Source organism: Variovorax sp. GW531-E2, assembly GCF_059423125.1.
Map to the genome: position 1 here is coordinate 244,504 of NZ_JBWKXQ010000001.1, position 23,964 is coordinate 268,467.

A 23,964-nucleotide genomic window follows, 5' to 3' on the forward strand; every position below is an offset into this window, starting at 1 on the left:
GCAGATGAAATTTTTGTGACAAACGACATTCCGGGGCGCGCAGTTCCGTCTTTGTCTCAGAGCTTTCGTGACTGTCCGATGCCCCCTCTGCTGTTGTCTTCTGCCGGCCCCCGCCCGTCCCGGTGGGCGTCGTTCCTGCTGGTCACGGCGTTCGCCGTCCTGGCCGGCGCGGCGCATGGCGCGCCGCCCGAGGCCAACGCCAGCGGCGTGTTCCTCAACGCCGCCGGCGACGTGCTGACCGCGCGCCATGCGGTGGCGGACTGCCGTTCGCTGTTCGCCCTCAAGGACGCGCTGGTGGCGCAGGCCCGGGTGATCGCCGAGAGCACCGAGCTCGACGTCGCCGTGCTGCGCACCACCCTCACGCCGTACCTGCACGCCACGCTCGCGGCGGACGCGCGCGCGCCGGCCCCGGGCAGCGTGGGCGTGTTCACCGAGGCCTACGCGGTGCTGCAGCGCATGCCCGATCGCGCGGCGTTGCTCAGCAACGCCATGACCGTGCCTGGCGTGGAAGGCCTGCAGCTGCTGTCGGGCGTGCAACCCGGCGCCAGCGGCAGCGCGGTGCTGGGCGCCGACGGCCTGTTGCTCGGTGTGGTGGTCGAGCGTGTCGCCGCCGCGCCGCATGCGTCGGGCATGGTGCTCAGCCGCGCGGCCTCGGCCGCGGGCGTGGCGGGCGGCGTGACGCGGGTGCGCGCGGTGCCGGCGGCGCGCCTGCGCGACTTCCTGGACGCCCACGGCATCGCCTACACGCACAGCCGCGAACCGCAGCTCGGCCCGCAGCAATCGCCCGCCGCGCGGGCCTCGACCCTGTCGGTCGGCGTGCTGTGCGGCTGAGCGTCCTTCTTCGACTTTTCATTGGAACTCCCATGACCTTTTCTTTCGGCAAAACCCTCGGCTGGCGCCGCCTGCGCCTGGCGCTCGGCGGGCTCGGCCTCGGGCTGTCCGCCGCCGCCGCGCCCCTGGCCGCATCGGCGCAGGCCCAGCCGCAGGTGCCGCAGCACTGGATCAGCTACGCCAACCTCGCCAGCAACCAGCTGCAGTCCTCGCTCAGCGACCCGGCCAGCGACACCGTGGTGCGGCTGCACACGTGGATGCAGGAACGCATGCTGAAAGAAGGCCAGCCCGTGCCGCCCGCGCCGGTGGTGGTGCGCGTGTGGGTCGCGGGCAGCGGCAAGGTCGAGCGCGTGGCCTTCGATTCGCTGGGCGACGCGCAGGCCGACACCGACCTGCGCGCGCTGCTCACCGCGCAGCCGCTGGCCGAGCCGCCGCCGCGCGACATGCGCCAGCCGATGGTGCTGCAACTCACGCTCAGCTTTGTCGCGCGCACCTGACCGATCACGGCGCCTTTGCGTGGCGCTGCTGGGCCTTGCGGCTGCAATACCGCTGCACGCCGCCATGCCGTGGCCCGTGCCGGGGCTCGCGGCACTGGTGAAGGCCTTCGGGCCGGCCGTGGTCCACATCGGCGTGGAGCGGCCGTCGGTGCCGGCGCGCCGCTTCAGCGACCGCTGGCTGCTGCGCGCACCGCCGGCCGAGGCCGATGAAAGCAGCCTGGGCAGCGGCTTCCTCGTGAGCGCCGACGGGCTCATCCTCACCAACGCGCACGTGGTCGCGCACGGCACGCAGATCCGCGTGAAGCTGCCCGACCGGCGCGAGTTCCGGGCGCGGCTCATCGGCCTCGACGCACTGGCCGACGTGGCCTTGCTGAAGATCGACGCGACCGGCTTGCCCACGGTGCGCATCGGCGACCCGGCGGACGTGGAGCCCGGCGACGGCGTGGCGGCCATCGGCTCGCCCTACGGCTTCGGCAACTCGGTGACGGCCGGCATCGTCAGCGCCAAGGGGCGGCTGCTGCCGGGCGCCGAGTCGATGCAGTTTTTGCAGACCGACGTGCCGATCAACCCCGGCAATTCGGGAGGGCCGCTGTTCAACCTGCGCGGCGAGGTGATCGGCATCAACTCGCGCATCTACAGCCGCAGCGGCGGTTACCAGGGGCTGTCGTTCGCCATTCCCATCGACGCCGCCATGCGCATCAAGGACCAATTGCTGGCCACCGGCACCGTCACGCGCGGGCGCATCGGCGTGGCCGTGCAGGAGGTGGGGCAGGCGCTGGCCGACACCTTCCGCCTGCCGCGCCCGGCCGGCGCGCTGGTGACCGACGTGGAGCCGCGCGGCGCGGCGGCACGGGGCGGGCTGAAGACCGGCGACGTGATCCTGTCGGTGCAGGGCCGCGAGGTGGTGCAGGCGGCCGACGCGCTGGGCTTCATCGCCGAGCAGGTGCCGGGGCAGCGTGCACGCCTCATGGTGTGGCGCGACCGCGCCGAGCACGTGGTCGAGGTGAAGGTGGAGGGCTACGACACGCCGCGCCTGCAGGGCGACGCGGCGGCAGCGGCCTCGGTGCCCTCGCGCCTGGGCTTCGCGGTGCGCCCGCTGGCGCCGGCCGAGCGGCAGTTTCTGCGCGTGGAGGGCGGGCTGCTGGTGCAGCGCGTGAACGTGGCGGCGTCGCGCGCCGGCGTGCAGCCGGGCGACGTCATCCTGGCGCTCAACGGCCAGCCGATCGACAGCGCCGAAGCCCTGGCCCAGGCGCTGGAGGGGGCCGACGGCACGGCGGCGCTGCTGGTGCAGCGTGCGGGGGCGCGGATCTTCGTGCCGATCTGCGCGCAGGCCGGGTCGCCGAAGTGCTGAGCAGGGCGTCGCGCTGACCGGCCGCGTCATTCGAGCGTCACGAAGCGAACCTAGCATCCGCTTCGACATGCCCCCCGGGCGGCGGCTTTCGCCGGGCGTATCGAACTCATGCGGCATGCACCTCCTTCCTTTCCTCTCGTCTCCCTGGCCAGCATCGCGCTGGTCGCCTGCATGACCGGGCCGTGGACGAGCGCCCGCGCGCAGTCCGACGCGGCGCCGCTTCGGCCGCAGGCCGCGCGCATCGCCTTCGACATCGAGGCCCAGCCGCTGGCTGCGGCGCTGGAGCAGTACGGCCGCGCCACCGGCCTGCCGGTGTTCTTCGATGCCGAACGCGTGGCCGGACGTCACGCCGCGCCCGTGCACGGTCTGTTCGATGCGCAGGCCGCCCTCGATGTGCTGCTCGCGGGCACGGGCCTGGTCGCCGACGACGCCGGCGTGGGGGGCGCGACCGCCTTCGTGCTCCGGCTCGCGCCGGCTGTGCCCGCGCCGGCACGCCCAGCTGATGCGGTGCAGGCCGCGCCCGCCACCGCGCACCGCGGCTACGACGGGCTGGTCCAGACCCGCGTCTGGGAAGCCCTGTGCGCCCACCCGCGCGCAGCGCCGGGCGGCTACCGCGCGGCGATGCGTTTCGTGATCGACGGCACCGGCCGCATCGCCCATGCCTTCCTGCTGCACACCAGCGGCGAGCGCGCACGCGACGACGCCATCCTCGACACCCTGCGGCAGCTGCGCATCGATCGCGCGCCGCCGCCGGACATGGCGCAGCCGCTCACGATGCTGATCCTGCCGCGCTCGCAGACGCCCGGGCTCGAGTGCCCGGTGCGCCACTGACGCCACCGCCATGCCCGAGAACGCGCTGCCCGCGTTGCGCGACTTCCTGGTCGCGCGCTACGACGAGCTCAAGCAGCGGCTCGCGCGGCGGCTGGGTAATGCCGAGCGCGCCGGCGATGCGCTGCAGGACACCTGGCTGCGCCTGGAAAGCCGCGACGACATCGACGGCGTGAACGACCCCGCCGCCTACCTGCTGCGCGTGGCCGTCAACCTGGCCTACGACCAGGTCGCGAAGCAGGGGCGCCTGGCCACGTCCGACGAGATCGAGGCGCTGCTCGACGAAACGCCCGATCCCGCGCCGGGGCCCGCGCAGATCGCGCAGGACCGCGCGGAGCTGGCCACGCTGCGCGCGCTCATCGAGCGGCTGCCGCCACGGCGCCGGCAGGTGCTGGTGATGGTGCGCTGGCAGCACCTGCCGCAGCGCGAGGTGGCGGCGCGGCTGGGCATCTCGCTGCGCACGGTGGAGAAGGAACTCAAGGAGGCGCATGACCACATCGCCGCCCGCATGGGCCGCGCGGACCGCGCACCCGACGCGAGGGAGCCGCATGAAAAATAAAGTGCGGTTCACCGCGTCGAGAGCCGTCTCATGGGTATGCGACATCTTTCAGCGCGCGCGGGTTGAAGCCCCGATGACCCCGTCCGATGCACAGGCACAGGCCTTGCGCGAAGCGCAGGCCTGGCTGCGCCGGCTGTCGTCCGGCGCGGCCACCCAGCACGACGTCGAGGGCTTTCGCCGCTGGCGCGATGGCAACCCCCAGCACCAGCCCGCGCTGGCGCAGGCCCGACGCCTGTGGCAAGCGCTCGACCCGGCCATCGGCGGCATGCCGGCCGAGGTCCAGCGAGCTCCCATCCTGTCGGCGCGGCCGGTGGCCGCGCGCCGCGCGTTCCTCGGTGCGGCGGTGGGTGCGGCTGGCGCCGCGGGCGTGGCGGTGGTCTCTCCGCCGCTGGGCCTGTGGCCGTCGCTCGGCGAGTGGAACGCCGACTACCGCACGGCCACCGGCGAGCAGCGCGCGGTGCAGGTGGCCGAGGGCGTCGACCTGGTGCTCAACACGCAGACCAGCGTGCAGCGCCGCAGCGTCGAAGGTCGCGTCGTCGGCATCGACCTGATCGCGGGCGAGGCGGCGGTCGACCTGGTGGCCGGGCCGCAGCCCTTCGGTGTGGTGGCGGGCGCGGCCCGCAGCGAGGCGCAGGCCGGCCGCTTCGAGGTGCGCTACCTCGCGGGCCGGGGCTGCGTGACCTGCCTCGAAGGGCGCGTGCGCGTCACGCATGCGAGGGGCACGCGCGAGTTGCAGGCCGGCGAGCAGGTGCTGTACGACGCGGGTTCGCTCGGGCCGGTAGCGGCTGTGGCCACCCGCGAGGCCTCGGCCTGGCGCAGCGGCGTGCTGGTGTTCCGGCAGACGCCGCTGGCGCACGTGATCGAGGAGATCAACCGCTACCGGCCGGGCCGCGTGGTGCTGCTGGCGCAGCGCCTGGCCGGGCGCGAAGTCAGCGGGCGTTTCGCCATCGCTTCGCTCGACACGGTGCTGGTGCAGATCCAGCGCTCGTACGACCTCGAGGCGCGCGCACTGCCGGGCGGCGTGCTGCTGCTTAGCTGATGAATGTGACAGCCTGATTGGCCCTCGCGTGCGCTCAGGATTGGTCCAGAAACTTAGCGGTTTTGTTTGCGTCTGTCGGTCTGTCCAGTAAGGGGCACGGATTCCGTGCCGGTGCATTTCATTCTTTACTGGGCGTCAGATGAACACACACGAGGGACACCGCAGCCGCCGCCAGGGCGCTGCCGTGCAGGCGAGGAGCTTCCGGATTTCGCCGCTGGCACAGGCCATGGCGCTGGCGCTGGCCGCCGGTGCGGCCGCCGCGCCGGCCCATGCGCAGCGCGCCTTCAGCCCGACCTGGTTCAACGCCAAGGGCGCGGCGCAGGCCACGGCCACGGCCACCGGCCTGATGCCCAACGGGCTGCCGGCGGCGCACCTCACGAGTCCGCTCGCGCAGCAGCAGCGCGCCAGCGAGCAGTTGCAGCAGTCGATCGGCAACCTGAACCTGGCGGCACGCGGCATCGCGGCGCAGCAGGCGGCACAGGCGGCCGCGCGGCGCGCCGCGCAGAACGACCCCTCGGTGCCCGACGGCCTGGCCGAAGGCGGCCTGAAGGTCGACACGAATTCGCTGACCGCGGGCTGGTCGAATGCCCGCGCACTGACCGGTGATTCGCAGCGGCAGGTCGACGGCCGCACGGTCGTCACCGTCGAGCAGACGGCCGACAAGGCGATCCTCAACTGGGAGACCTTCAACGTCGGGCGCAACACCACCGTGGCCTTCGCGCAGCGCAAGGACTGGGCGGTGCTCAACAAGGTGAACGACCCGCAGGCGCGGCCTTCGCAGATCCAGGGGCAGATCAAGGCCGACGGCACGGTGATGGTCGTCAACCGCAACGGCATCGTGTTCAGCGGCAGCAGCCAGGTCGACACGCGCAACCTCGTGGCCGCGGCGGCGCAGATCGACGACGCGCAGTTCCAGGCCCACGGCGTGTACGCCAACGGCAGCGCGCCCAACTTCAAAAACGCGCAAGGCCGCGTCGAGGTGCAGGCTGGTGCCAGGCTTTCCACGCCCGCACCCGCTTCGGCCACGCAGGGCGGCGGCTATGTGCTGCTGCTGGGCGCCGAGGTGCACAACGCCGGCGAGATCGCCACGCCCGGCGGGCAGACGATGCTCGCGGCAGGCGACCACTTCACCATCCGCAAGGGCGTGGGCACCGACGGCAACCTGGGCTCGACCACGCGCGGCAACGAAGTCGCGGTCACGCTGGACACGAACAGCCCGGCGGGCACGGTGCGCAACACCGGGCTGATCCAGGCGACCACCGGCGACGTCACGCTGGCCGGGCGCGAAGTGGTGCAGGGCGGCGTCATCCTTTCCAGCACCTCGGTCAACACACGCGGCACGGTGCACCTGAACGCGACCGGCGCCACGGGCCAGGTCCGGTTCGGCGAAGGCAGCACCACGGCCATCGTGCTCGACACCGGCGGCGCGACCGCGCTCGACAGCCAGCGCGCCGGGCTCATGGCGCCGGCGGTCCTGCTGGGCACTGGCACCATCGTGCTGGCGGGCAACGACCGCCGCGACCTGTCGCGCGTCGAAGTCGCCAGCGGCGGCACGGTCGAGTTCCAGGCTGGCTCGCTCACGCTGGCCACCGGCGGCCAGGTGGTGGTCGACGCGAAGCAGCGCAGCCTCGTGCGCGAGGGTGCGCGCATCGACGTGTCGGGCGCGGTGGGCGTGAAGCTCGCGATGGAATCCAACAACATCAAGATCAACGTGCAGGGCAACGAGCAGCGCGATGCGCCGCTCAACCGCGACAGCAAGAACCTCAACAACAACGACCTGTGGATCGACCGGCGCTCGCTGGTCTTCGTGCCCGGCGGTACCGGCGGCTACCAGGGCGAACGCTGGTACACCGGCGGCGGCCTGCTCGAGGTGGGCGGCTACCTCGGCACGCAGGCGCACGGCGTGGGCGAGTGGATGGCGCAGGGCGGCGTGGTGGGCTTCAGCGGCGGCGAGCTGGTCACGCAGCGCGGCGCGAGCATCAACATCTCGGGCGGCACGCTCGACGTGCTCACGGGCAGGCTCAACCAGAGCTGGCTCAAGGGCGCCGACGGGCGGCTCTACGAAGTGTCGAAGGCGCCGGGCGACCTGCGCTACACGGGCGTCTACAAGGGCTTCGAAGACGAACACGCGCGCTGGGGCAAGAAGACGACGGGCTTCTTCTACAACCCGCTGATCGGCCCGCAGACGCGGCTGGAAAGCGGCTACACCGTGGGCCGCGACGCCGGCCTGCTCATCGTCGGCACCCAGGCCGCGGTGCTCGAAGGCGCGATCGTCGGCGAGACCTTCCAGGGCGAGCGCCAGACGCAGGCGCGGCAGGCCGGGCTCGATGGCTACCAGCAGTCGACCGGCGCGGTGGCGCAGCGCGGGCAGCTCGTCGTGGGCCGCTACGACGCCTACTACGACAAGACGGGCGGTGCGATCCACCGGCGGCTCGATGCTGCGGGCATCAAGAACGTGGTGCTCGGCGACACGGCCGAAGGCATTGCGGCGGGGCTCGACCTCTCGACGGTGTTGCCCGCCGAGCGCCGCGGCACGCTGGTGCTCGATGCGGCGCAGCTCAGCGGCTTCCGACTGGGCGCGGTGCGCATCGCGGCCACCGACAGCATCGCGGTCGACAAGGCGCTGCAGGTCGGCGACGGCGGCCACCTCGTGCTGTACAGCCCGAACGTGAAGGTCAATGCCGACCTCGTCGCGCGCGGCGGCGGCATCCAGCTGGGCAACGTGCTCGAACAGGTCAGCCTCAACTACCTGAAGGACACCAGCACGCTCAACGCGCCCGACGGCGGCACGACCTCGGTGGTGCTCGCAGGCGGTGCGACGCTCGACACCCGTGGCCTGTGGACCCACCTGCTGACGAACCCGGCCGACGCGGGCGGCGTGGCGTACCGCAACGGCGGCAGCGTGTCCGTGCGCAGCACCGGCGACGTGGTGCTGGGCACGGGCAGCGTCATCGACGTGTCGTCCGGCGCGGCGCTGTTGTCGAAGGCCAAGCAGCAAGGAGGCAAGGGCGGCAGCGTCACGCTCGAGGCGGACGGCTTCAACACGGGCAGTGGCCATGTCGCGCTCGACGGCGCGGTGCTGCGCGGCCACGGCGTGGACGGCGGCGGCACGCTGAGCGTGCAGACGATGCGCGTCGCCATCGGCGACACCTCGGGCACGGCGCAGGCCGACACGCTGATGCTCGACGCCGGTTTCTTCGACAAGGGCTTCAGCCGCTATGCGCTCATCGGCAACCACGGCCTCACGGTGGCCGACGGTGCGCAGATCGACGTGACGATGCCGGTGTACCGCTTCGGCGCCCACGCGCAGGACATCGCCACCGGCAGCCGTCCGGCCGACGCGCTCGAGGTGTGGACGCCGCCGCTCTACCAGGAAGACGCGACCCAGGCCGTGCTCACGCAGCGCAAGGGCGCGAGCCTGTCGCTGCAGGCCGGCACGACGACCACGCTCGCCCAGGAACTGCCGACGGTGCAGGCCGTGGTGGGCAAGGGCGCCGCGATCCACGTCGACCCGGGCCAGGCCATCGAGGTGCGCAGCGCCGGCCAGCTCACGGTGGACGGCACGCTGCGCGCGAACGGCGGGCGCATCGTGCTGAAGACGGTGGACATCACCGACCTCGAATCGGACATTGCCAATGCACAGGCCCATGCCCGCTCGATCTGGATCGGTGGGCAGGCGGTGCTCGATGCGTCGGCGCACGCGGCCACTGCGACCGACACCACCGGCAAGCGCTACGGCTTGGTGCGCGACGGCGGCAGCATCGTGGTCGGCGGCGAGATCGATCCGGTGGGGAGCAAGGCCACCGCGTCGCAGAACTTCGTCGTCGTGCGCCCGGGCGCGTTGCTCGATGCCTCGGGCACGCATGCGATGCTCGACGTGCCCGGCATGGGCGCGACCGATGTGAGCAGCAATGGCGGCAGCATCTCGCTCGCGTCGTACAACGGGCTGCAGCTGGACGGCACCCTGCGCGCCGTCGCGGGCGGCGAGCGCGCGGCCGGTGGCACGCTGGCCGTGGTGCTCGGCACGCCGGGCCTGCGCCTGCACCTGGACCCGCTGCAGCAGGCGGAAGACCGCGTGCGCCGGCACCGCGTGCTGGTGCTGGGTGTGGAACAAGGCGCACCGCTCGCGCCCGACACCCTGCAGGCCGGCGTCGACGACGGCGCCCTCGCATACGGTCAGGGCCGGCTGGGCACCGACACGGTCCGGCGCGGCGGCTTCGACACCCTCTCGCTGTTTGCCGGCTCCACGCTCGCCTTCGAAGACGGCGTCGACCTGCGCATGCGGCAGGGCCTGCAGATCTATGCCGGCGGCCTTGCGCTCGGCACGAACGCGCCCGACGACGCGCACGTGGCGCTGTCCGCCGCGCACGTGCGGCTGGCCGGCGCGATGCCGTCGTTCACGCGTGAAGTCCTGAGGGCGCCCGTCGCCGAAGGCGGTGTGGTGCGCGTGCCGTCCGGCACCCGCCTCGATGTGGCCGGCGACCTGATCGACATCCGCGACGGCATGGGCTTCGGCGTCAACGGCAAGGTCCCCGTGCTCGACAGCGCGAGCGAAGCGCCCACGGTCGACCTGGCCGCCTTCGGCCATGTCACGCTGGCCAGCAGCGGCGACCTGCGCTTTCTGCAAGGCCGGCAGGACGTCGGCGTTTCCACGAGCCTGGTCGTGCCCGGCAGCCTGACCCTGCGCGCCGCGCAGATCTACCCGGCCACGGGCGTGGTGGCGCTGGTGTCCGCGGGCCTGGCGCCGGACGGCACCTACCGGCCCGACACGGTGCTGCGCATCGAGGGCACGGGCGCGATCCCGCAGGTGCCGTACTCGGCCTTCGGCGACCTGTCGCTGCGTGCCGGCGTCATCGAGCAGGGCGGCGTGGTGCGGGTGCCGCTCGGGCAGCTGACGCTCGGCGATGCGCTCACCACGCAGGTCAGGCTGCTGCCCGGCAGCCTCACGTCCGTGAGCGGCGAGGGGCTGGACATGCCCTATGGCGGCACGGTCGACGGCATCAACTACCTGTACGACGGCAAGCAGGTCAAGCTCACCGGCGTGGGCGCGGGCGACACCTACAAGCGCAACCAGACGATCGGCCTCACGTTCATGGGGGCCAGCGTGCAAGGCCAGGAAGGCGCCACGCTCGACCTGTCGGGCGGCGGCAACCTCCGGGGCGCGGGCTTCGTGAGCGGACGCGGCGGCTCGACCGACGCGCGCTTCAGCCCGCTGATGCAGGTCGGCGCCCGCGGCGGCTTCACGCTGCCGGGGCTCGCGACGAACCCGGTGTATGCCATCGTGCCCGGCGTGCAGCCGGCAGTGGCACCCACCGGCGCGGAGAAGGGCGCGGTCGATCCGCTCGTGGGTCAGCACATCACCATCGGCGCCGGCGTGCCGGGCCTGCCCGCGGGCACCTACACGCTGATGCCCTCGACCTATGCGCTGCAGCAAGGCGCCTTCCGCGTGGAGCTGAACGGCGCGGCCGGCCTGGGCGCGCCCACCGGCACGCTGGCGATGCGCAACGGCTCGTGGCTCACGGCCGCGCAGCTGGGCGTGGGCCGCACCGGCATCGGCGACACGCTGTTCCGTCAGGCGATCGTGACGTCGGGCGAGGTGCTGCGCAGCTACTCGCAATACAACGAGATGGGCTACGGCGACTTCGTGCGCGCCGACGCGCTGCGCGTGGGCGTGCCGCGCGCCATGCTGCCGGCGGACGCGCGCAACCTGCACCTGAAGCTCGCGCCCGGTGCGGGCGCCGAGGCCTTGCGCTTCGACGGCACGGCGCGCTTCCAGGTGGGCGAGGGCGGGCGGGGCGGTTCCGTGGTGGCCACGAGCAGCGAGGAGCAGCTCGGTCTCGAGATCGTCGCGGCCGGCGCGCCGGCGACGGCGGGCTTCCAGGGCGTCACGCTCGATGCGGGCGCGCTCAGTGGCATGGGCGCGTCGCGCCTGGTCATCGGCGGGTTGCAGGGCGCCGACTACGGGCAGAGCGGCAACGTCATCCAGACCGGCGACGGTGGGCAGAGCGTGGTGCTGCGCCAGGGGGCGGTGCTGTCCGCACCCGAGGTGTTCCTGGCCGCGGTGGGCGCGACCGAGGGCACGCCGCTCGGCGTGGTCGTCGAGCAGGGCGCGCGCATCCACACCCTGGGCCGTGGCAAGGCCGCCTACGATGCCGGCGACGGCTTCGTCTACGCCGCGACCGGCCAGATGCTGATGGTCTCCAACGGCCGGGTGAGCACGCTGCCGGTGCCGCAGACCCAGGCCACCTCGGACAACCGCAGCCTGCAGATCGGCGTGTGTGCCAGCGCGTCGTGCAGCGGGCAGACCGAGCTGTATTCCGAAGGCACCATCGCGATGGTGACGCCCGACCGCTTCGAGATGAACGAGGCGGTGCGCTACGGCACGCGTCACCTCACGCTGGCGGTGCGCGGCATCAACGTGGGCGACAGCGCCGCGCTGGCCGCCGCCGCGCAGAACCACACGCTGCCGCCGGGACTGGCCATGAGCCAGGCCCTGCTCGACCGCCTGCTGCGCGGCGACCGGCAGTACGGCGCGCCCGCGCTCGAAACGCTGGAGTTGAGCGCCAGCGGCGGCGTCAACTTCTTCGGCACCGCGGCGCTGGACACCATCGACCCCGCCACCGGCAAGGCGACGATGGCGCAGCTGGTGCTGGCCACGCCTGCCATCTACGGTCAGGGCGGCGCGGGCGACGTGGCCACCATCCGCACCGGCCGCCTGGTGTGGCAGGGCGCGACCACGGCGCCTTCCGCCGTGGTGCGCGACGGCGCGGGCACCGGCAGCGGCACGCTGAACATCGAGGCCGAGCACATCGAGTTCGGCTACGGCCCCCACAGCCAGCCGAGCGGCCTGGAAGACGCGGGTCGCCTGGTGCTGGGCTTTGCCGACGTGAACCTCAAGGCGTCCGAGCGCGTGAGCGCCAACCACAAGGGCAGTCTCTCGGTCTACCAGTCGCAGGGCGCGTACGAAGCGGGCAAGGGCTACGCGTACAGCGGCGGCAACCTGAACATCGTCTCGCCGCTGCTGACGGGCGAGGCGGGCTCGGTGAACCGCATCACGGCGGGCGGCACGCTGCGCGTGGCCGCACCTGCGGGCGCGCCGGCGGCGGCCACCGGCGATGCCGCATTGGGCGCCGAGCTGAGCCTGCGCGGACACGACGTGACGCTCGACACCACTGTCGCGCTGCCCAGCGGCAAGCTCACGCTGAGCGCCGAACGCGACCTCACGCTGACCGACCGCGCGGTGCTCGACCTGTCGGGCCGCGAGGTGGTGTTCAACGACCTGAGCAGGTACAGCGCCGGTGGCGACGTGGTGCTCGAAAGCCTGCACGGCAACCTGCGGCAGGCGGCGGGCTCGGTGATCGACATCTCGGCGAAGAACAACCGCGCCGGAACGCTGAAGGCGATGGCGCTCGACGATGCCGCCGGGGCAGTCGACTTGCAGGGCCGCATCCTCGGCGCGAGCAGCGGCCATTACGACGCGGGCGGCACGCGGGTGCCGTTCGCGGTGGGCAGCGTGGACGTGCGCGCGCGGCAGCTCGGCGATGCCGAATTCGCGGCGCTCAACCAGCGGCTGAACGACGGCGGTGTGTTTGGCGTGCGCAGCTTCCAGCTGCGTCAGGGCGACCTCGTCATCGGCGACGGCCTGAAGGCCGGCGAGGTGAACGTGTCGCTCGACAACGGCAGCCTCACCGTCACCGGCACCATCGACGCGAGCGGCGAGCGCGTGGGCCGCATCAGCCTGGCCGCGAAACACAACCTCACGCTGGCCGGCAGCGCGGTGCTCGACGCGCACGGCCGCACGCTGCGCGTGGACAGCCACGGCCAGATCATCGATTCGCCGAACCGCGCGATGGTGGAGCTCACGTCGAACGACGGGCAGCTCACGCTGGCCTCGGGTTCGCGCATCGACCTGCGCCACGGCACCGACGCCCGGGTGGGCGGCGAACCGGGCCAGAACGATGGCAGGGCACGCGGCACGCTGGAGCTCAACGCGGGCCGCACCGGCGAGACCGTCGGCGACCTGCGCATCGATGCCAGCGGCAGCATCGCCATCGAGGGCGCGCGCTCCATCGCCGTGAACGGCATGTGGCGCTACGACGATGCCCGCTTCGGCACCGATGCGGCGGCCACCGGCCGGCCCTACCAGGTCATCGACCAGGCGTACCTCGACGCCAAACACCTGCAGAGCACGGCCTTCATCGACCACGCGCTGGCCAACGGCGCGCTGATGAACGGCAAGCTCGCGGGCCTGAACAACGCGCGCTATGCCGACGCCTTCCACCTGCGCCCCGGCGTGCAGATCGTCAGCAAGACCCCCGGCGGCGACCTGGTGGTGCAGGGCGACATCGACCTGTCGGGCTACCGCTATGCGAGCGCCAACCCGCACACACCAAAGACCGGCGTGTACGGCTCGGGCGAGGTGGGCACGTTGGCCCTGCGCGCGGGCGGCAACCTCGACATCTTCGGCAGCCTCAACGACGGCTTTGCGCCGCCGCCCGCCACGCCGGACGACGGCGGCTGGCTGCTGCTGCCTGGCGTCAACCTGCTGCGCGGCGACACCGTGCTGCCGCGCGGCGGCGTGGTGCTGGCCGACGGCACGACCTTCGAGGGGGGTGCCGGCACGCTCAACTACGACCTGCCGATCAAGTCGACGCTCTTCGTGGCCGGGCAACTGATGCCGGTGGCCAGCGTGCTGGCCAAGGCGCTCGAACTGAAGGTGGGCACGGTGCTGAGCGCCGACGTGCGCAACGCCGCGGGCGCGCTGCTGTTCGCGGCGGGCAGCATCGTGAGCGGCGCCAACGTGACGCTGCCGGTGGGCACGCGGCTGGGGGCCGGCATGCGCCTGCCGTCGGCGGCCACGCTGTCGGGCGTGGTGTGGCCCAAGGGCGTGCCGCTGCCCGGCGACGGCAAGAAGTTCGTGCTCAACGGCGCCCTCACGCTGCCGCTGGGCGCGTTGCTCCCGGCCGCGACCAACATCAAGCTGCCCGGCGGGGTGACTTCGGTGAACCTGCGCCCGGACGGCGCCGGCAGGCTGTGGGCCGCGGCGGCGATGCTGCCCGAAGGTTCGCAGTCGTGGTCGGTGCGGCTGGCCGCGGGTGCAGACCTGAACGCGGCGGACAACCGCATCGTGCAGGTGCATCCGGCGGCGGGCCGGGGCAACCTGCGGCTGGCGGACAGCCACTACGGGATGTTCGGCAAGCTGAAGCCCGGCGGCGAGTTGTGGAGCGTGGAAGGGTCCATCAACTTCGTGGGCGACGAGAGCATGGCTGGCAAGCCCATCGATTTCGCGGACATCCAGTACCCGGAGCTTTGCGTGGACCTTCCCAGCTATTGCGTCATCGCCGCCCCGGAGTACAGCTACCTGCCGGGCAGCACGCGCTTCAGCGTGGTGCGCACCGGCGCGGCCGATCTCGACCTGCTGGCCGCCGGCAACCTGCGCATGGATTCGCTGTTCGGCGTGTACACCGCCGGCGCCTCGTCGCAGGCCACGCGGGCCGGCGACCCTTACAACCTGCCGCGCGCGGTGGGCGCCAAGGGCACGGTGCTCAACGACGCGAGCGGTGGCTACGAGAAGTTCGTCGATGGCGGCACGCAGAACCTGGCACGCGCCTGGTACCCCGCCTCCGGCGGCAACCTGACGCTGAAGGCCGGCGGCGACCTGACCGGCGACACGATGCTGGTCGCCGGGGGCAGCGGTGCGGGGCGGCCGAATCCCGCGGACAAGGGCTTCAGCAGCGGCGCCATCGGCAACTGGCTGTGGCGCCAGGGCACGGGCGACAGCTTCGGCGGCGCGCAGGACCAGCCCACGGCGTGGTGGATCAACTTCGGCTCGTATGTCGGCACGACCGGGGCGGCCGACAAGTTGCTCGGCTTCACCGGCTTCGGCACGCTGGGCGGCGGCGACCTGCGCGTGGACGTGGGCGGCAACGCGGGCCTGCAGGGACGGCGCGGCGCCAAGACAGATTCGTACGCCGACAGCCGGCGCAGCCAGGGCCTGGTGCTGGCGGTGGGCGGCACCGGCCGTGTGCTGGCCGACGGCAGCCTGAGCCTGACGGGCGGCGGCGACGTGCTCGTGCGCGTGGGCGGTGCCTTCAATCCGCTCCACAGGCCCTACGTCGAGGGTGCCGGTGGCGACACCGACGCCGGGCTCAACGGGGCCATCGTCAACCTCCGGGGCGACGTGCAGCTGCAGGCCGGCACCCTCGGCAGCCTGCCCCTGGTCTACGGCCTCACCGAACGGACGCAGTCGCCGCGCGAGACCCGCGCCTATGACCCCTACACCGCGACCCGCGGCATGGCGCAAGGCGGCATCGTGCTGGCGCCGGGCGATGCGAACTACACGCTCGCCACGCGTGGCGACCTGGTGGTCAAGGGCGTGATCGACCCCACGCGCGTGGACCTCGCCAATGCCACGCCGTTCAGCGCCAACGGCTTGGCGGGACAAGGCCAGAGCTGGTTCACCCTGTGGACGCCGCACACCGCCATTCGCCTCTTCGGGGCGGGCGGCGACCTGGTGCCGGTGACGGGCGGCGCGGGCATTCCCGTGACCGACTCGGCGTTCGTCTACCCCTCGATCCTGAGTGCGGTGGCCGCCAGCGGCAGCCTGTTCTATGGCGACGCGGCGACCTTCGACAACACCGGCACGGGCACGCCGCTGGTACTGGCACCCTCGGCCCACGGCACGCTGGAGTTCCTGGCCAGTGACTCGATCTATGCGGGAGGCAACACCGTGAGCCAGTCGGGCGCGGCGGCCTCTGCGCTGGCGACGCCGCGGCGTCCGGCGTTCCAGGGCACCACCAGCGACGGCACGGTGCTAGGCAACCTGTCGGGTGGCAACAACCTGGCCGGCGGCGGCGTGCGTCCGCTGTTCGCCTTCGGCCCCAACACGGTGTCGGGTGAAGCGGTGGGCACGCAGCCGGCGCGGTTCTACGCCGTGCATGGCGACCTGGTCGGCGTGAGCAGCGGGCGCATCCTGCGCTTCGCGCCGGACGACGCGACGCGTGCCGGCCAGACCTGGTACGAGGGCGCGCAGCCGGTGTGGATGCGGGCCGGGCGCGACATCGTCGCGAGCGGCACGCCCGTCGGGCAGACCGAGGCTTCGAGCGGCGTGGCGCAGACCTACTTCGAGAGCAGCGGCAACCTGTTCGCGCACCAGAAGCCGGGCGACATCTCGGTGGTCTCGGCGGGCCGCGACATCCTGTTCAGCACCTTCAACGTGGCCGGCCCCGGCACGCTGGAGATCACGGCCGGGCGCGACATTCGCATGGAGAACAGGGCCTCGGTCAGCAGCCTCGGCGCGGTGGTGCCGGGCGACAGCCGGCCCGGTGCGGGCATCGCGATGTTGGTCGGCGTGGGCGCCCACGGGCCCGACTACGCGGGCTTCGCGCAGCGCTACCTCGATCCGACCCACCTCATGCAGAGCGGCCAGCCGCTGGCCGACCAGGCCGGCAAGGTGGTGAAGAACTACAACCGCCAGCTCACGCTGGGCGACTGGCTGCGCGCCGAGCATGGCTACAGCGGCGACGACAACGGCGCGGCGGCCTGGATGGCGCAGCGGCAAGCCCGCCTCGACGCGGACACCGGCACGCCGCGCCGCGTGCTCGCCAACGACTACCGGCAGACAAGCCAGCTGTACCTGGTGAACTGGCTCGAAGCCTCGCAGGGCTACAGCGGCAAGGGAGGCGCACAGGAGGCGCTGGCCTTCTTCAACGCACTGCCGCCGGAACAGCAGCGCAGCTACCTGCGCGGCGTGTACTTCGCGGAACTGAAGGAGGGCGGCCGCGAATACAACGACGAGGCCGGCGTGCGCTACGGCAGCTACCTGCGCGGGCGCAACGCCATCGCGTCGCTGTTCCCGGGAACGAGCTACAGGGGCGACATCACGATGTTCGGCGCGGCCGGCATCAACACGCTGTTCGGCGGCGACATCGCGCTGCTCACGCCGGGCGGACGCCAGGTGTTCGGCATCGAGGGCGCGGCGCCCCAGGCCGTGGGCACGCTGATTCCGGGCGTCATCACGCAGGGTGCGGGCGACATTTCTCTGTACGCGCTGGGCAGCATCCTGCTGGGCCAGAGCCGGATCATGACCACCTTCGGCGGCAGCGTGCTGGGCTGGTCGGCCGAAGGCGACATCAACGCCGGTCGCGGCTCGAAGACGACGGTGGTCTACACGCCGCCCAAGCGCGTGTACGACCGTTGGGGCAACGTGGTGTTGTCGTCGGACGTGCCGAGCACGGGCGCGGGCATCGCCACGCTGAACCCGATTCCGGAGGTGCCGGCCGGCGACATCGACCTGATCGCGCCGTTGGGCACCATCGATGCGGGCGAGGCGGGCATCCGCGTGTCGGGCAACGTGAACCTGGCGGCGCTGCAGATCGTGAATGCGGCCAACGTGCAGGTGCAGGGCAAGAGCGCCGGGCTGCCGGTGGTGGCGTCGGTGAACGTTGGCGCGCTGACCAATGCCAGCGCCGCGGCGTCGCAGGCCACGGCGGCGGCGCAGGACGTGATGCAGCGCGAACGCGCGGCGGCTCGGCAGGCGTTGCCGTCGGTGTTCTCGGTGCGCGTGCTGGGTTTCGGCAACGAGCCCGCGTCCGGCGCGCCCGAGGCCCCCGAGGTGCGGCGCAGGCCGGCGGAGCAGGCGAGCTACGACCCGTCGGGCTTCGTCCAGATGGTGGGGCACGGTGCGCTCACCGACGCGCAGCTGAAGCGCCTGAACGAGCCCGAACGGCGCGGCCTGCCGCGCGGCCGCTAGGCGGCGACGCACCATGTCGCACGCCTGCCTGCTGCCCCGCGGCGATGCCGCGGGGACCGCCCCTGCGCCGCCGGACGTCCAGCAACTGCTGGTGGCGCACTACGCGCAGCTGCACCGGCGGCTGTCGCTGCACCTGGGGTGTGCGGACGCCGCCACCGAAAGCCTGCACGACGCCTGGCTGCGCCTGGCCGAGGCCGCCTTCACGGATGCCTTGCACAACCCCGTGGCCTACATCTTCCGCGTGGCCTGCAATGCCGCCATGGACCGCCTGCGCGCCGAGCGTCCCTGGCAGTACACCGGCGAGGCGGACGACACGCTGGCCCAGGTGGCCGATCACGCACCGGGGCCCGAGCTGATCGCCGAGGCGCGCTCCGACCTGAAGGCGGTCGAACGCGCGATGCAGGGCCTGCCGCACCGCCACCAGGACATCTTCGTCGCCCTGCGCGTGCACGAGCTGACGCGGCACGAGGTGGCGGTGCGGCACGGGCTGTCGCTGCGGCGGGTGGATTCCACGCTGCGCCAGGCGCTGCAGCGCCTGCCGACCGGTCGCCGCTCGGACATGCATGCCTGAGCCGTTGCTTTTGTATGCAATGTTTGCAAATGAAAACTAAAGGCCTATGATGAATTCATCATGGACTCCGCCCGACTCGACCTTCACGTGCCAGGTGGCTGGACGGGATGGTTCGAACTCACGCGCACCCCGAAGGGCACCTACGCCGGCATCGCGGCGCTGAGCCTGGACGGCATTCCGCGCTGCGCGCTGGTCATCACCCAGCAGCTGTCGTGGGACTCAGCCGTGGCGCGCGCGAACGTGCGCGCGGAGCACTTCGTGCGGCAGTGGTCCGAGCGCGCGCACTGACGCAGGCATTGGCTGCGCGCTCGCGCCGCGCGTGGTAGAAACCGCCACCCGTGGGCGCGGTCGTGCACCGCGCCGCGCGGCAGCGGCGTTTTTTCACCTTCGCTCCGTGCCCTTGTCCTTCCCAAATCCTGTCGTTCATGCGCAACCTGTTCCCCCGGGCTGACGTGCCGCGCGCCCGGTGGTTCGCCTGGCTGCTGTGCAGCCTGGCGATGCTCGTGCTCGCCGGTTGCGCCGGCCTGCCGACCGAGGTGGTGCGCAAGCCCTCGAGTGCCATCACCGACGGCGCGGACACCGCGCTGGGCCGCCTCGTGCAGGCCGCCGCGCCGCCGGGCGAGCCGCTCAGCGGCTTTCGCCTGCTGCCGATGCCGCAGTTCTCGCTGCACGCGCGCATCGAGCTGGCGCGCCGCGCGCAGCGCTCCATCGACGTGCAGTACTACCTCGTGCAGAACGACGAGACCGGCCGCTACCTGCTGCGCACGCTGCGCGACGCGGCCGACCGCGGCGTGCGCGTGCGGCTGCTGGTGGACGACCTGTACACCGCGGGCGCCGACCCGCTGTTCACCAGCTTTGCCTCGCACCCGAACGTCGAGGTGCGCCTGTTCAACCCGTTCCCGGCTGGGCGCTCGCGCTTCGGCACGCGCTGGGCGTGGTCGATCCTGGACTTCGACCGCGTGCACCGCCGCATGCACAACAAGCTGTTCGTGGTCGACAACACGATGGCGGTCATGGGCGGACGCAACATCGCCAACGAGTACTTCCTGCGCGACGGCGGCTCCAACTTCATCGACATCGACACGCTGGTGGCCGGCGCCGTGGTGCCCCGGCTGTCCTCGCTGTTCGACATGTACTGGAACAGCCAATACGTCTATCCCATCGAGTCGCTGGTGCCGCGCGGCAACGAGTCGGTGCAGGCGCTGCGCGAGCGCTTCGACCGGCTCACCACGGGGCCCGAGACGCTGCACCCCGAAGAGCCCGAATCGACCGACCTGCTGGGCCACAACCCGCTGGCCAAGGACCTCAATGCCGGCAAGCTCGCGCTGAGCTGGGCGCGCGCCGAGGCGTATGCCGACGCGCCCGCCAAGGCGCTGGCGCCCACCGACGAAGGGCGCGGGCTGCCGGCCGACCAGGCCGCCGACAGCGTGCTCTACAACGTGCAGCGCTACCTGCGCGGCGCGCAGCACGGGGTGCTGCTGACCACGCCGTACCTGATCCCCGGGCGGGGCGGCATGGAGACGATGCAGATCGTGCGCGGCAACGGCGTGGGCTATACCATCGTCACCAACTCGCTGGCGGCCACCGACGAGTCGCTGGTGCACATCGGCTACCGGCGCTACCGCGCGCAGATGCTGCGCCTGGGCGTGGAGTTGTACGAACTGAGCCCCAAGCGCGTGGAGCAGACGAAGCGCTTCGGCATCTACGGCTCGGCCAGCGGGCGGCTGCACGGCAAGTCGGCCGTGATCGACGGGCAGGTGGTGTTCGTCGGCTCGATGAACTTCGACCCGCGCTCGGCGCTGCACAACACCGAGATCGGCCTGTTCATCTTCAGCCCGCAGATCGCTCAGCAGCTGACCAGCCTGATCGGTTTCATGCGGCTGGACGGCGCCTACCAGCTGCAGCTGGGGCCGCGCGGCGGCATCGAGTGGGTGAACCCGGCGTCGGGCGACGGGGCGGACACCATCCTGCACACCGAGCCCGAGACCCATTTCTGGGCCCGCTGGCGGCTGGAGCTGCTGGCGCCCCTGGTCCCCGAAAGCCTGCTGTAACGGCTTTTACGTTTACTGCTGCAAACGGCCGTTGAGGTACGGCTCGGGATCGACGGCGGTGCCGTTCTTGCGGATCTCGAAATGCAGCTTCACGCGGTCGGATTCGCTGTTGCCCATTTCGGCGATCTTCTGGCCCTGGCGCACCACGGCGCCTTCCTTCACGAGGATGGTCTTCGCGTGGGCGTAGGCCGTGAGGAAGGTTTCGTTGTGTTTCACGATGACCATGTTGCCGTAGGAGCGCAACTCGCCGCCCACGTACACCACGCGGCCGTCGGCCGAGGCCACGATGGGGTCGCCCAGGTTGCCCGCGATGTCCAGGCCCTTGTTGCGCACGCCGTCGAAGCGGCCCACGGTGGTGCCGGCGGCGGGGCGGATGAAGAGCGCCTGGCGCGGTGGCGGCGGCGTGGCGCCTGGAACAGGCTGCTGCGGCGGCGTGGGGCCGGGCGTGGTGCAGGCGGCAATGCCCCCAGCCACGAGCAACGTGGCGGCGGTTCGGAAAACAAAAGTCTGAAGGTGCATGACGCTGTTGGAACGGATTCGTTGCGGAGGGTTCCGTCGAAGGCCGACATCTCGGTGTCGGCCGCTCGGACGATGCTAGCAAACTCGCATCGCCGAGCCCTTCAGCAGCCCCTTCACTTGAGCGGAATCGGCGTGCCGCGATCGACCGGCACGGCCGTCACGCTGTTCTTGGGCGAGCCGTCGATCAGCAGGTCGGAGTAGGTCAGGTAGACCAGCGTGTTGCGCTTGGGATCGACCATGCGCACCACGCGCAGGCGCTTGAAGAGCACCGACAGGCGTTCGCTGTAGACCTCTTCGCGCTTGGGCAGCGGCTGCGTGATGCTGACCGGGCCGACCTGGCGGCAGGCGATGGAGGCCTCGGCCTTGTCCTCGGCCACGCCGAAGGCGCCGGCGATGCCGCCGGTTCGCGCGCGCGAGACATAGCAGGTGACGCCGCTGACCTTCGGGTCATCGTAGGCTTCGACCACGATCTTGTGGTCGGGGCCGATGAGCTTGAATGCCGTGTCGACCTCGCCGACCGTGTCGGCCTTGGCCGCCGAAGCGGCGAGTGCGAAGCCGAGGCTGGCGCCACAGAGGAGGGTGGCGCGCAGGGTCTTGAGCATGGGGAAATTTTTCAAACGATGCTGAGTTCGTGGACGCGGTCGAAGCTGCCGCGCTTGCGGTCTTCGAAGTAATGTTCGAGCGCCTGGCGCACGGTGCGAAAGGCGATCTCGTCCCAGGGAATTTCTTCCTCAGTGAACAGGCGCGCTTCGATCGTCTCGTGGCCCGGGTCGAAGCGGTCGTCGAGCAGGCGCGCGCGGTAGAACATATGGACCTGGCCCACGCGCACCACGCTGATCACGGCGAACAGGCCCTCGATCTCGAAGTTTGCGCCGGCCTCTTCATTGGTCTCGCGGGCCGCGCCCTCGGCGGTGGTTTCCTCGAGCTCCATGAAGCCCGCGGGCAGCGTCCACTTGCCCCAGCGCGGCTCGATGTTGCGTTTGCACAGCAACACCTTGTCGCCCAGCACGGGGATGGTGCCCACCACGTTCAGCGGGTTCTCGTAGTGGATCGTGTGGCAGGCCGGACAGACGGCGCGCTCTTTGGTGTCGCCGTCGTCCGGCACGCGGTAGACCACCGTCGTGCCGCAGTTCTTGCAATGCTTGATGGGTACGCGAAGAAACATGAAGCGGGACCGCGCGGGCGTCAGACGATCTTGACGGTCAGCGCGGGCAGGCCTGCGACCTGGCCCACCAGCGTGTCGCCGGCCACCACGGCCGCGACGCCTTCGGGCGTGCCCGTGAAGATCAGGTCGCCGGGCTGCAGCTCCCAGGCCGCCGACAGGTGCTCGATGGTCTCGGCCACGTTCCAGATCAGCTTGCTCACGGTGCTGCGCTGGCGGTCTTCGCCGTTCACCTGCAGCGAGATCTCGGCCTGTTCGGCGTTGCCGGCCTGCGCCACGGGCACGATCGGGCCGATGGGCGCGCTCTGCTCGAAGCTCTTGCCGATGTCCCAGGGGCGGCCCTGCTTCTTCATGTCGTTCTGCAGGTCGCGGCGCGTCATGTCCAGGCCCACGGCGTAGCCGTAGATGTGCTTGTGCGCGTCGGCGGCTTTGATGTTCTTGCCGCCGGTGCCGATGGCCACCACGAGCTCGATCTCGTGGTGCAGGTTCTTCGTGAGCGTGGGGTAGGCCATGGTGCCGGTCTGGCCCGCATCGACCGTCACCAGCGCATCGGCCGGCTTCATGAAGAAGAAGGGCGGCTCGCGGCCGGTGAAACCCATTTCCTTGGCGTGATCTTCGTAGTTGCGGCCCACGCAGTAGATGCGGTGCACCGGGAAGCGTGCGGGCTGACCGGCCACCGGCACCGAAACGGTGGCCGGCGGGGCGAAAACAAACTCGGAAGCCATGGGAAGGTGTCCTTTTTCAGCGAAGCGGGAGGGGAGACCGGCAGTGTGCCAGAGGCGGCACGGGCTTGCCGGCACGCCGGACTCGGGATTTTGCGGCGGCCCACAATAGGCGCTTCTGCGCGTTTCCCCGACTCCTTTCCCGACCTCTTCTCTCTCTCGCTCCACCATGCCCATCCGACTCGGCAAAGCCGGCAAGGCCACCGCCTTCAACGAACTCGGCCGCGAACGCGACGAGGCCGGCGACCAGGACGGCGCCCTGGCCGCCTATGCGCAGGCCAGCGCCATCCATCCGTACTGGTCGGCGCCCTGGTACAACGCCGGGCTCATCCACAAGTACCGCGGCGACTGGGCCGCGTCGTTGCAGGCCAACGCCCGCGCCGTGCAGTGCGAGCCGGGCAACGAAGGCGCGCTGTGGAACCTGGGCATCGCGGCCACCGCGCTGGGCGACTGGCCCACGGCGCGGCGCGCATGGCGCCAGTACGGCATCGGCATCCCGGACGGCGAAGGGCCGGTCGACTATTTCGTTGGTCTCACGCCCATCCGCGTGCACGGCGACGAGGCCAGCGAGGTGGTCTGGGCCGACCGCATCGACCCGGCGCGCGCCATCCTGCGCAACGTGCCGACGCCCGCCAGCGGCCACCGCTACGGCGACCTGGTGCTGCACGACGGCGCCGCCAACGGCTACCGCCGCCGCGGCGAGCGCGAGGTGCCGGTGTTCGACGCGCTCGCGCTGATCGCACCGTCGGACCATGCGACCTACGAAGTCTTCGTCGAAGAGGTGCAGGCCGAGGCGATCGATGCGCTGGTGCGCCGCTTCGAGGACGCGGGCCTCAGCGCCGAGAACTGGACCTCGAGCATGCAGGTGCTGTGCAAGGCCTGCTCCGAAGGTCGCCCCGACGACCAGCACAACCACGCGCCCGGCGAACCACCCGCGGCCGAAGGGCCGTGGCACCTGGGCATCGCCGCGCGCGAAGAAGCCGCGGCGCGCGCGCTGCTCGATGCGTGGCAACAAGAACACCCCGACGCCCGGCTGCGCGATTTCCGTTGCGCGCTCCCGGCCACACCACGCTCCTGAGAGGG

15 protein-coding genes are annotated in these 23,964 nt (G+C 71.6%); 11 read left to right on the forward strand and 4 right to left on the reverse strand.

All coding sequences use genetic code 11. The features are described from left to right. The first annotated feature begins 78 nt into the window (after window positions 1–78). The 10 genes from AC07XP_RS00980 (at window position 79) to AC07XP_RS01025 (ending at window position 20,478) form a co-directional block, all read left to right on the forward strand. On the forward strand, window positions 79–831 hold the full coding sequence (locus AC07XP_RS00980) for a S1 family peptidase (protein WP_495263517.1): 753 nt from the start codon (window positions 79–81) through the stop codon (window positions 829–831). A 32-nt stretch (window positions 832–863) separates the two neighbouring features. After that, window positions 864–1,328, forward strand: a complete 465-nt coding sequence (locus tag AC07XP_RS00985; RefSeq protein ID WP_095947094.1) for a hypothetical protein — start codon at window positions 864–866, stop codon at window positions 1,326–1,328. 64 nt (window positions 1,329–1,392) lie between these two features. Then, complete coding sequence (locus AC07XP_RS00990) at window positions 1,393–2,679, forward strand: trypsin-like peptidase domain-containing protein (protein WP_095947270.1); 1,287 nt, start codon at window positions 1,393–1,395, stop codon at window positions 2,677–2,679. A gap of 108 nt (window positions 2,680–2,787) precedes the next feature. Beyond that, window positions 2,788–3,510 carry a TonB C-terminal domain-containing protein gene (locus AC07XP_RS00995; protein WP_495263518.1) on the forward strand — a complete coding sequence of 241 codons (723 nt, stop codon included), beginning with the start codon at window positions 2,788–2,790 and terminating at the stop codon, window positions 3,508–3,510. Between the two features lie 10 nt (window positions 3,511–3,520). Next, window positions 3,521–4,066, forward strand: coding sequence for an RNA polymerase sigma factor (locus AC07XP_RS01000; RefSeq protein WP_495263519.1), 546 nt, complete (start codon window positions 3,521–3,523; stop codon window positions 4,064–4,066). Between the two features lie 73 nt (window positions 4,067–4,139). Beyond that, window positions 4,140–5,105, forward strand: coding sequence for a FecR family protein (locus AC07XP_RS01005; RefSeq protein ID WP_495263520.1), 966 nt, complete (start codon window positions 4,140–4,142; stop codon window positions 5,103–5,105). A 139-nt stretch (window positions 5,106–5,244) separates the two neighbouring features. Continuing rightward, window positions 5,245–17,856, forward strand: a complete 12,612-nt coding sequence (locus AC07XP_RS01010) for a filamentous hemagglutinin family protein (protein ID WP_495263521.1) — start codon at window positions 5,245–5,247, stop codon at window positions 17,854–17,856. Between the two features lie 13 nt (window positions 17,857–17,869). Beyond that, window positions 17,870–18,427 carry an RNA polymerase sigma factor gene (locus tag AC07XP_RS01015; protein ID WP_095745813.1) on the forward strand — a complete coding sequence of 186 codons (558 nt, stop codon included), beginning with the start codon at window positions 17,870–17,872 and terminating at the stop codon, window positions 18,425–18,427. Between the two features lie 60 nt (window positions 18,428–18,487). Beyond that, complete coding sequence (locus tag AC07XP_RS01020) at window positions 18,488–18,715, forward strand: hypothetical protein (protein ID WP_070061133.1); 228 nt, start codon at window positions 18,488–18,490, stop codon at window positions 18,713–18,715. Window positions 18,716–18,852: 137 nt separating this feature from the next. Next, complete coding sequence (locus AC07XP_RS01025) at window positions 18,853–20,478, forward strand: phospholipase D family protein (protein WP_495263522.1); 1,626 nt, start codon at window positions 18,853–18,855, stop codon at window positions 20,476–20,478. A 12-nt stretch (window positions 20,479–20,490) separates the two neighbouring features. Here AC07XP_RS01025 and AC07XP_RS01030 read toward each other — a convergent pair whose 3' ends face one another. The 4 genes from AC07XP_RS01030 to AC07XP_RS01045 all read right to left on the reverse strand — a co-directional run bounded on the left by AC07XP_RS01030 (window position 20,491) and on the right by AC07XP_RS01045 (window position 22,884). After that, window positions 20,491–20,997 (reverse strand): murein hydrolase activator EnvC family protein, encoded by a 507-nt coding sequence (locus AC07XP_RS01030; protein WP_062480281.1) that lies wholly within the window; start codon window positions 20,995–20,997, stop codon window positions 20,491–20,493. A 113-nt stretch (window positions 20,998–21,110) separates the two neighbouring features. Continuing rightward, complete coding sequence (locus tag AC07XP_RS01035) at window positions 21,111–21,599, reverse strand: CreA family protein (protein ID WP_062480278.1); 489 nt, start codon at window positions 21,597–21,599, stop codon at window positions 21,111–21,113. 11 nt (window positions 21,600–21,610) lie between these two features. Continuing rightward, window positions 21,611–22,162: an NUDIX hydrolase gene (locus tag AC07XP_RS01040; RefSeq protein ID WP_495263523.1), complete on the reverse strand. Its 552-nt coding sequence runs from the start codon at window positions 22,160–22,162 to the stop codon at window positions 21,611–21,613. A gap of 20 nt (window positions 22,163–22,182) precedes the next feature. Continuing rightward, the gene (locus tag AC07XP_RS01045) at window positions 22,183–22,884 is read right to left on the reverse strand and encodes a fumarylacetoacetate hydrolase family protein (RefSeq protein ID WP_070061132.1); all 702 of its coding nucleotides are present in this window, start codon (window positions 22,882–22,884) and stop codon (window positions 22,183–22,185) included. 166 nt (window positions 22,885–23,050) lie between these two features. Between AC07XP_RS01045 and AC07XP_RS01050 the strand changes: the two genes are divergently transcribed. Beyond that, a complete protein-coding gene (locus tag AC07XP_RS01050; RefSeq protein WP_495263524.1) occupies window positions 23,051–23,959 on the forward strand; it encodes a tetratricopeptide repeat protein in 909 nt (302 codons plus the stop codon). Window positions 23,960–23,964 lie beyond the last annotated feature (5 nt).

Excerpts from the sequence above, each read along its gene's own strand:
- AC07XP_RS01010 (WP_495263521.1), top strand. The coding sequence starts at position 5,245 with ATGAACACACACGAGGGACACCGCAGCCGCCGCCAGGGCGCTGCCGTG.
- AC07XP_RS00985 (WP_095947094.1), top strand. The coding sequence starts at position 864 with ATGACCTTTTCTTTCGGCAAAACCCTCGGCTGGCGCCGCCTGCGCCTG.
- AC07XP_RS01025 (WP_495263522.1), top strand. The coding sequence starts at position 18,853 with ATGCGCAACCTGTTCCCCCGGGCTGACGTGCCGCGCGCCCGGTGGTTC.
- AC07XP_RS00995 (WP_495263518.1), top strand. The coding sequence starts at position 2,788 with ATGCGGCATGCACCTCCTTCCTTTCCTCTCGTCTCCCTGGCCAGCATC.
- AC07XP_RS01045 (WP_070061132.1), bottom strand. The coding sequence starts at position 22,884 with ATGGCTTCCGAGTTTGTTTTCGCCCCGCCGGCCACCGTTTCGGTGCCG.
- AC07XP_RS01040 (WP_495263523.1), bottom strand. The coding sequence starts at position 22,162 with ATGTTTCTTCGCGTACCCATCAAGCATTGCAAGAACTGCGGCACGACG.
- AC07XP_RS01005 (WP_495263520.1), top strand. The coding sequence starts at position 4,140 with ATGACCCCGTCCGATGCACAGGCACAGGCCTTGCGCGAAGCGCAGGCC.
- AC07XP_RS01035 (WP_062480278.1), bottom strand. The coding sequence starts at position 21,599 with ATGCTCAAGACCCTGCGCGCCACCCTCCTCTGTGGCGCCAGCCTCGGC.
- AC07XP_RS00990 (WP_095947270.1), top strand. The coding sequence starts at position 1,393 with ATGCCGTGGCCCGTGCCGGGGCTCGCGGCACTGGTGAAGGCCTTCGGG.
- AC07XP_RS01000 (WP_495263519.1), top strand. The coding sequence starts at position 3,521 with ATGCCCGAGAACGCGCTGCCCGCGTTGCGCGACTTCCTGGTCGCGCGC.
- AC07XP_RS01020 (WP_070061133.1), top strand. The coding sequence starts at position 18,488 with ATGGACTCCGCCCGACTCGACCTTCACGTGCCAGGTGGCTGGACGGGA.
- AC07XP_RS01030 (WP_062480281.1), bottom strand. The coding sequence starts at position 20,997 with ATGCACCTTCAGACTTTTGTTTTCCGAACCGCCGCCACGTTGCTCGTG.
- AC07XP_RS00980 (WP_495263517.1), top strand. The coding sequence starts at position 79 with ATGCCCCCTCTGCTGTTGTCTTCTGCCGGCCCCCGCCCGTCCCGGTGG.
- AC07XP_RS01015 (WP_095745813.1), top strand. The coding sequence starts at position 17,870 with ATGTCGCACGCCTGCCTGCTGCCCCGCGGCGATGCCGCGGGGACCGCC.
- AC07XP_RS01050 (WP_495263524.1), top strand. The coding sequence starts at position 23,051 with ATGCCCATCCGACTCGGCAAAGCCGGCAAGGCCACCGCCTTCAACGAA.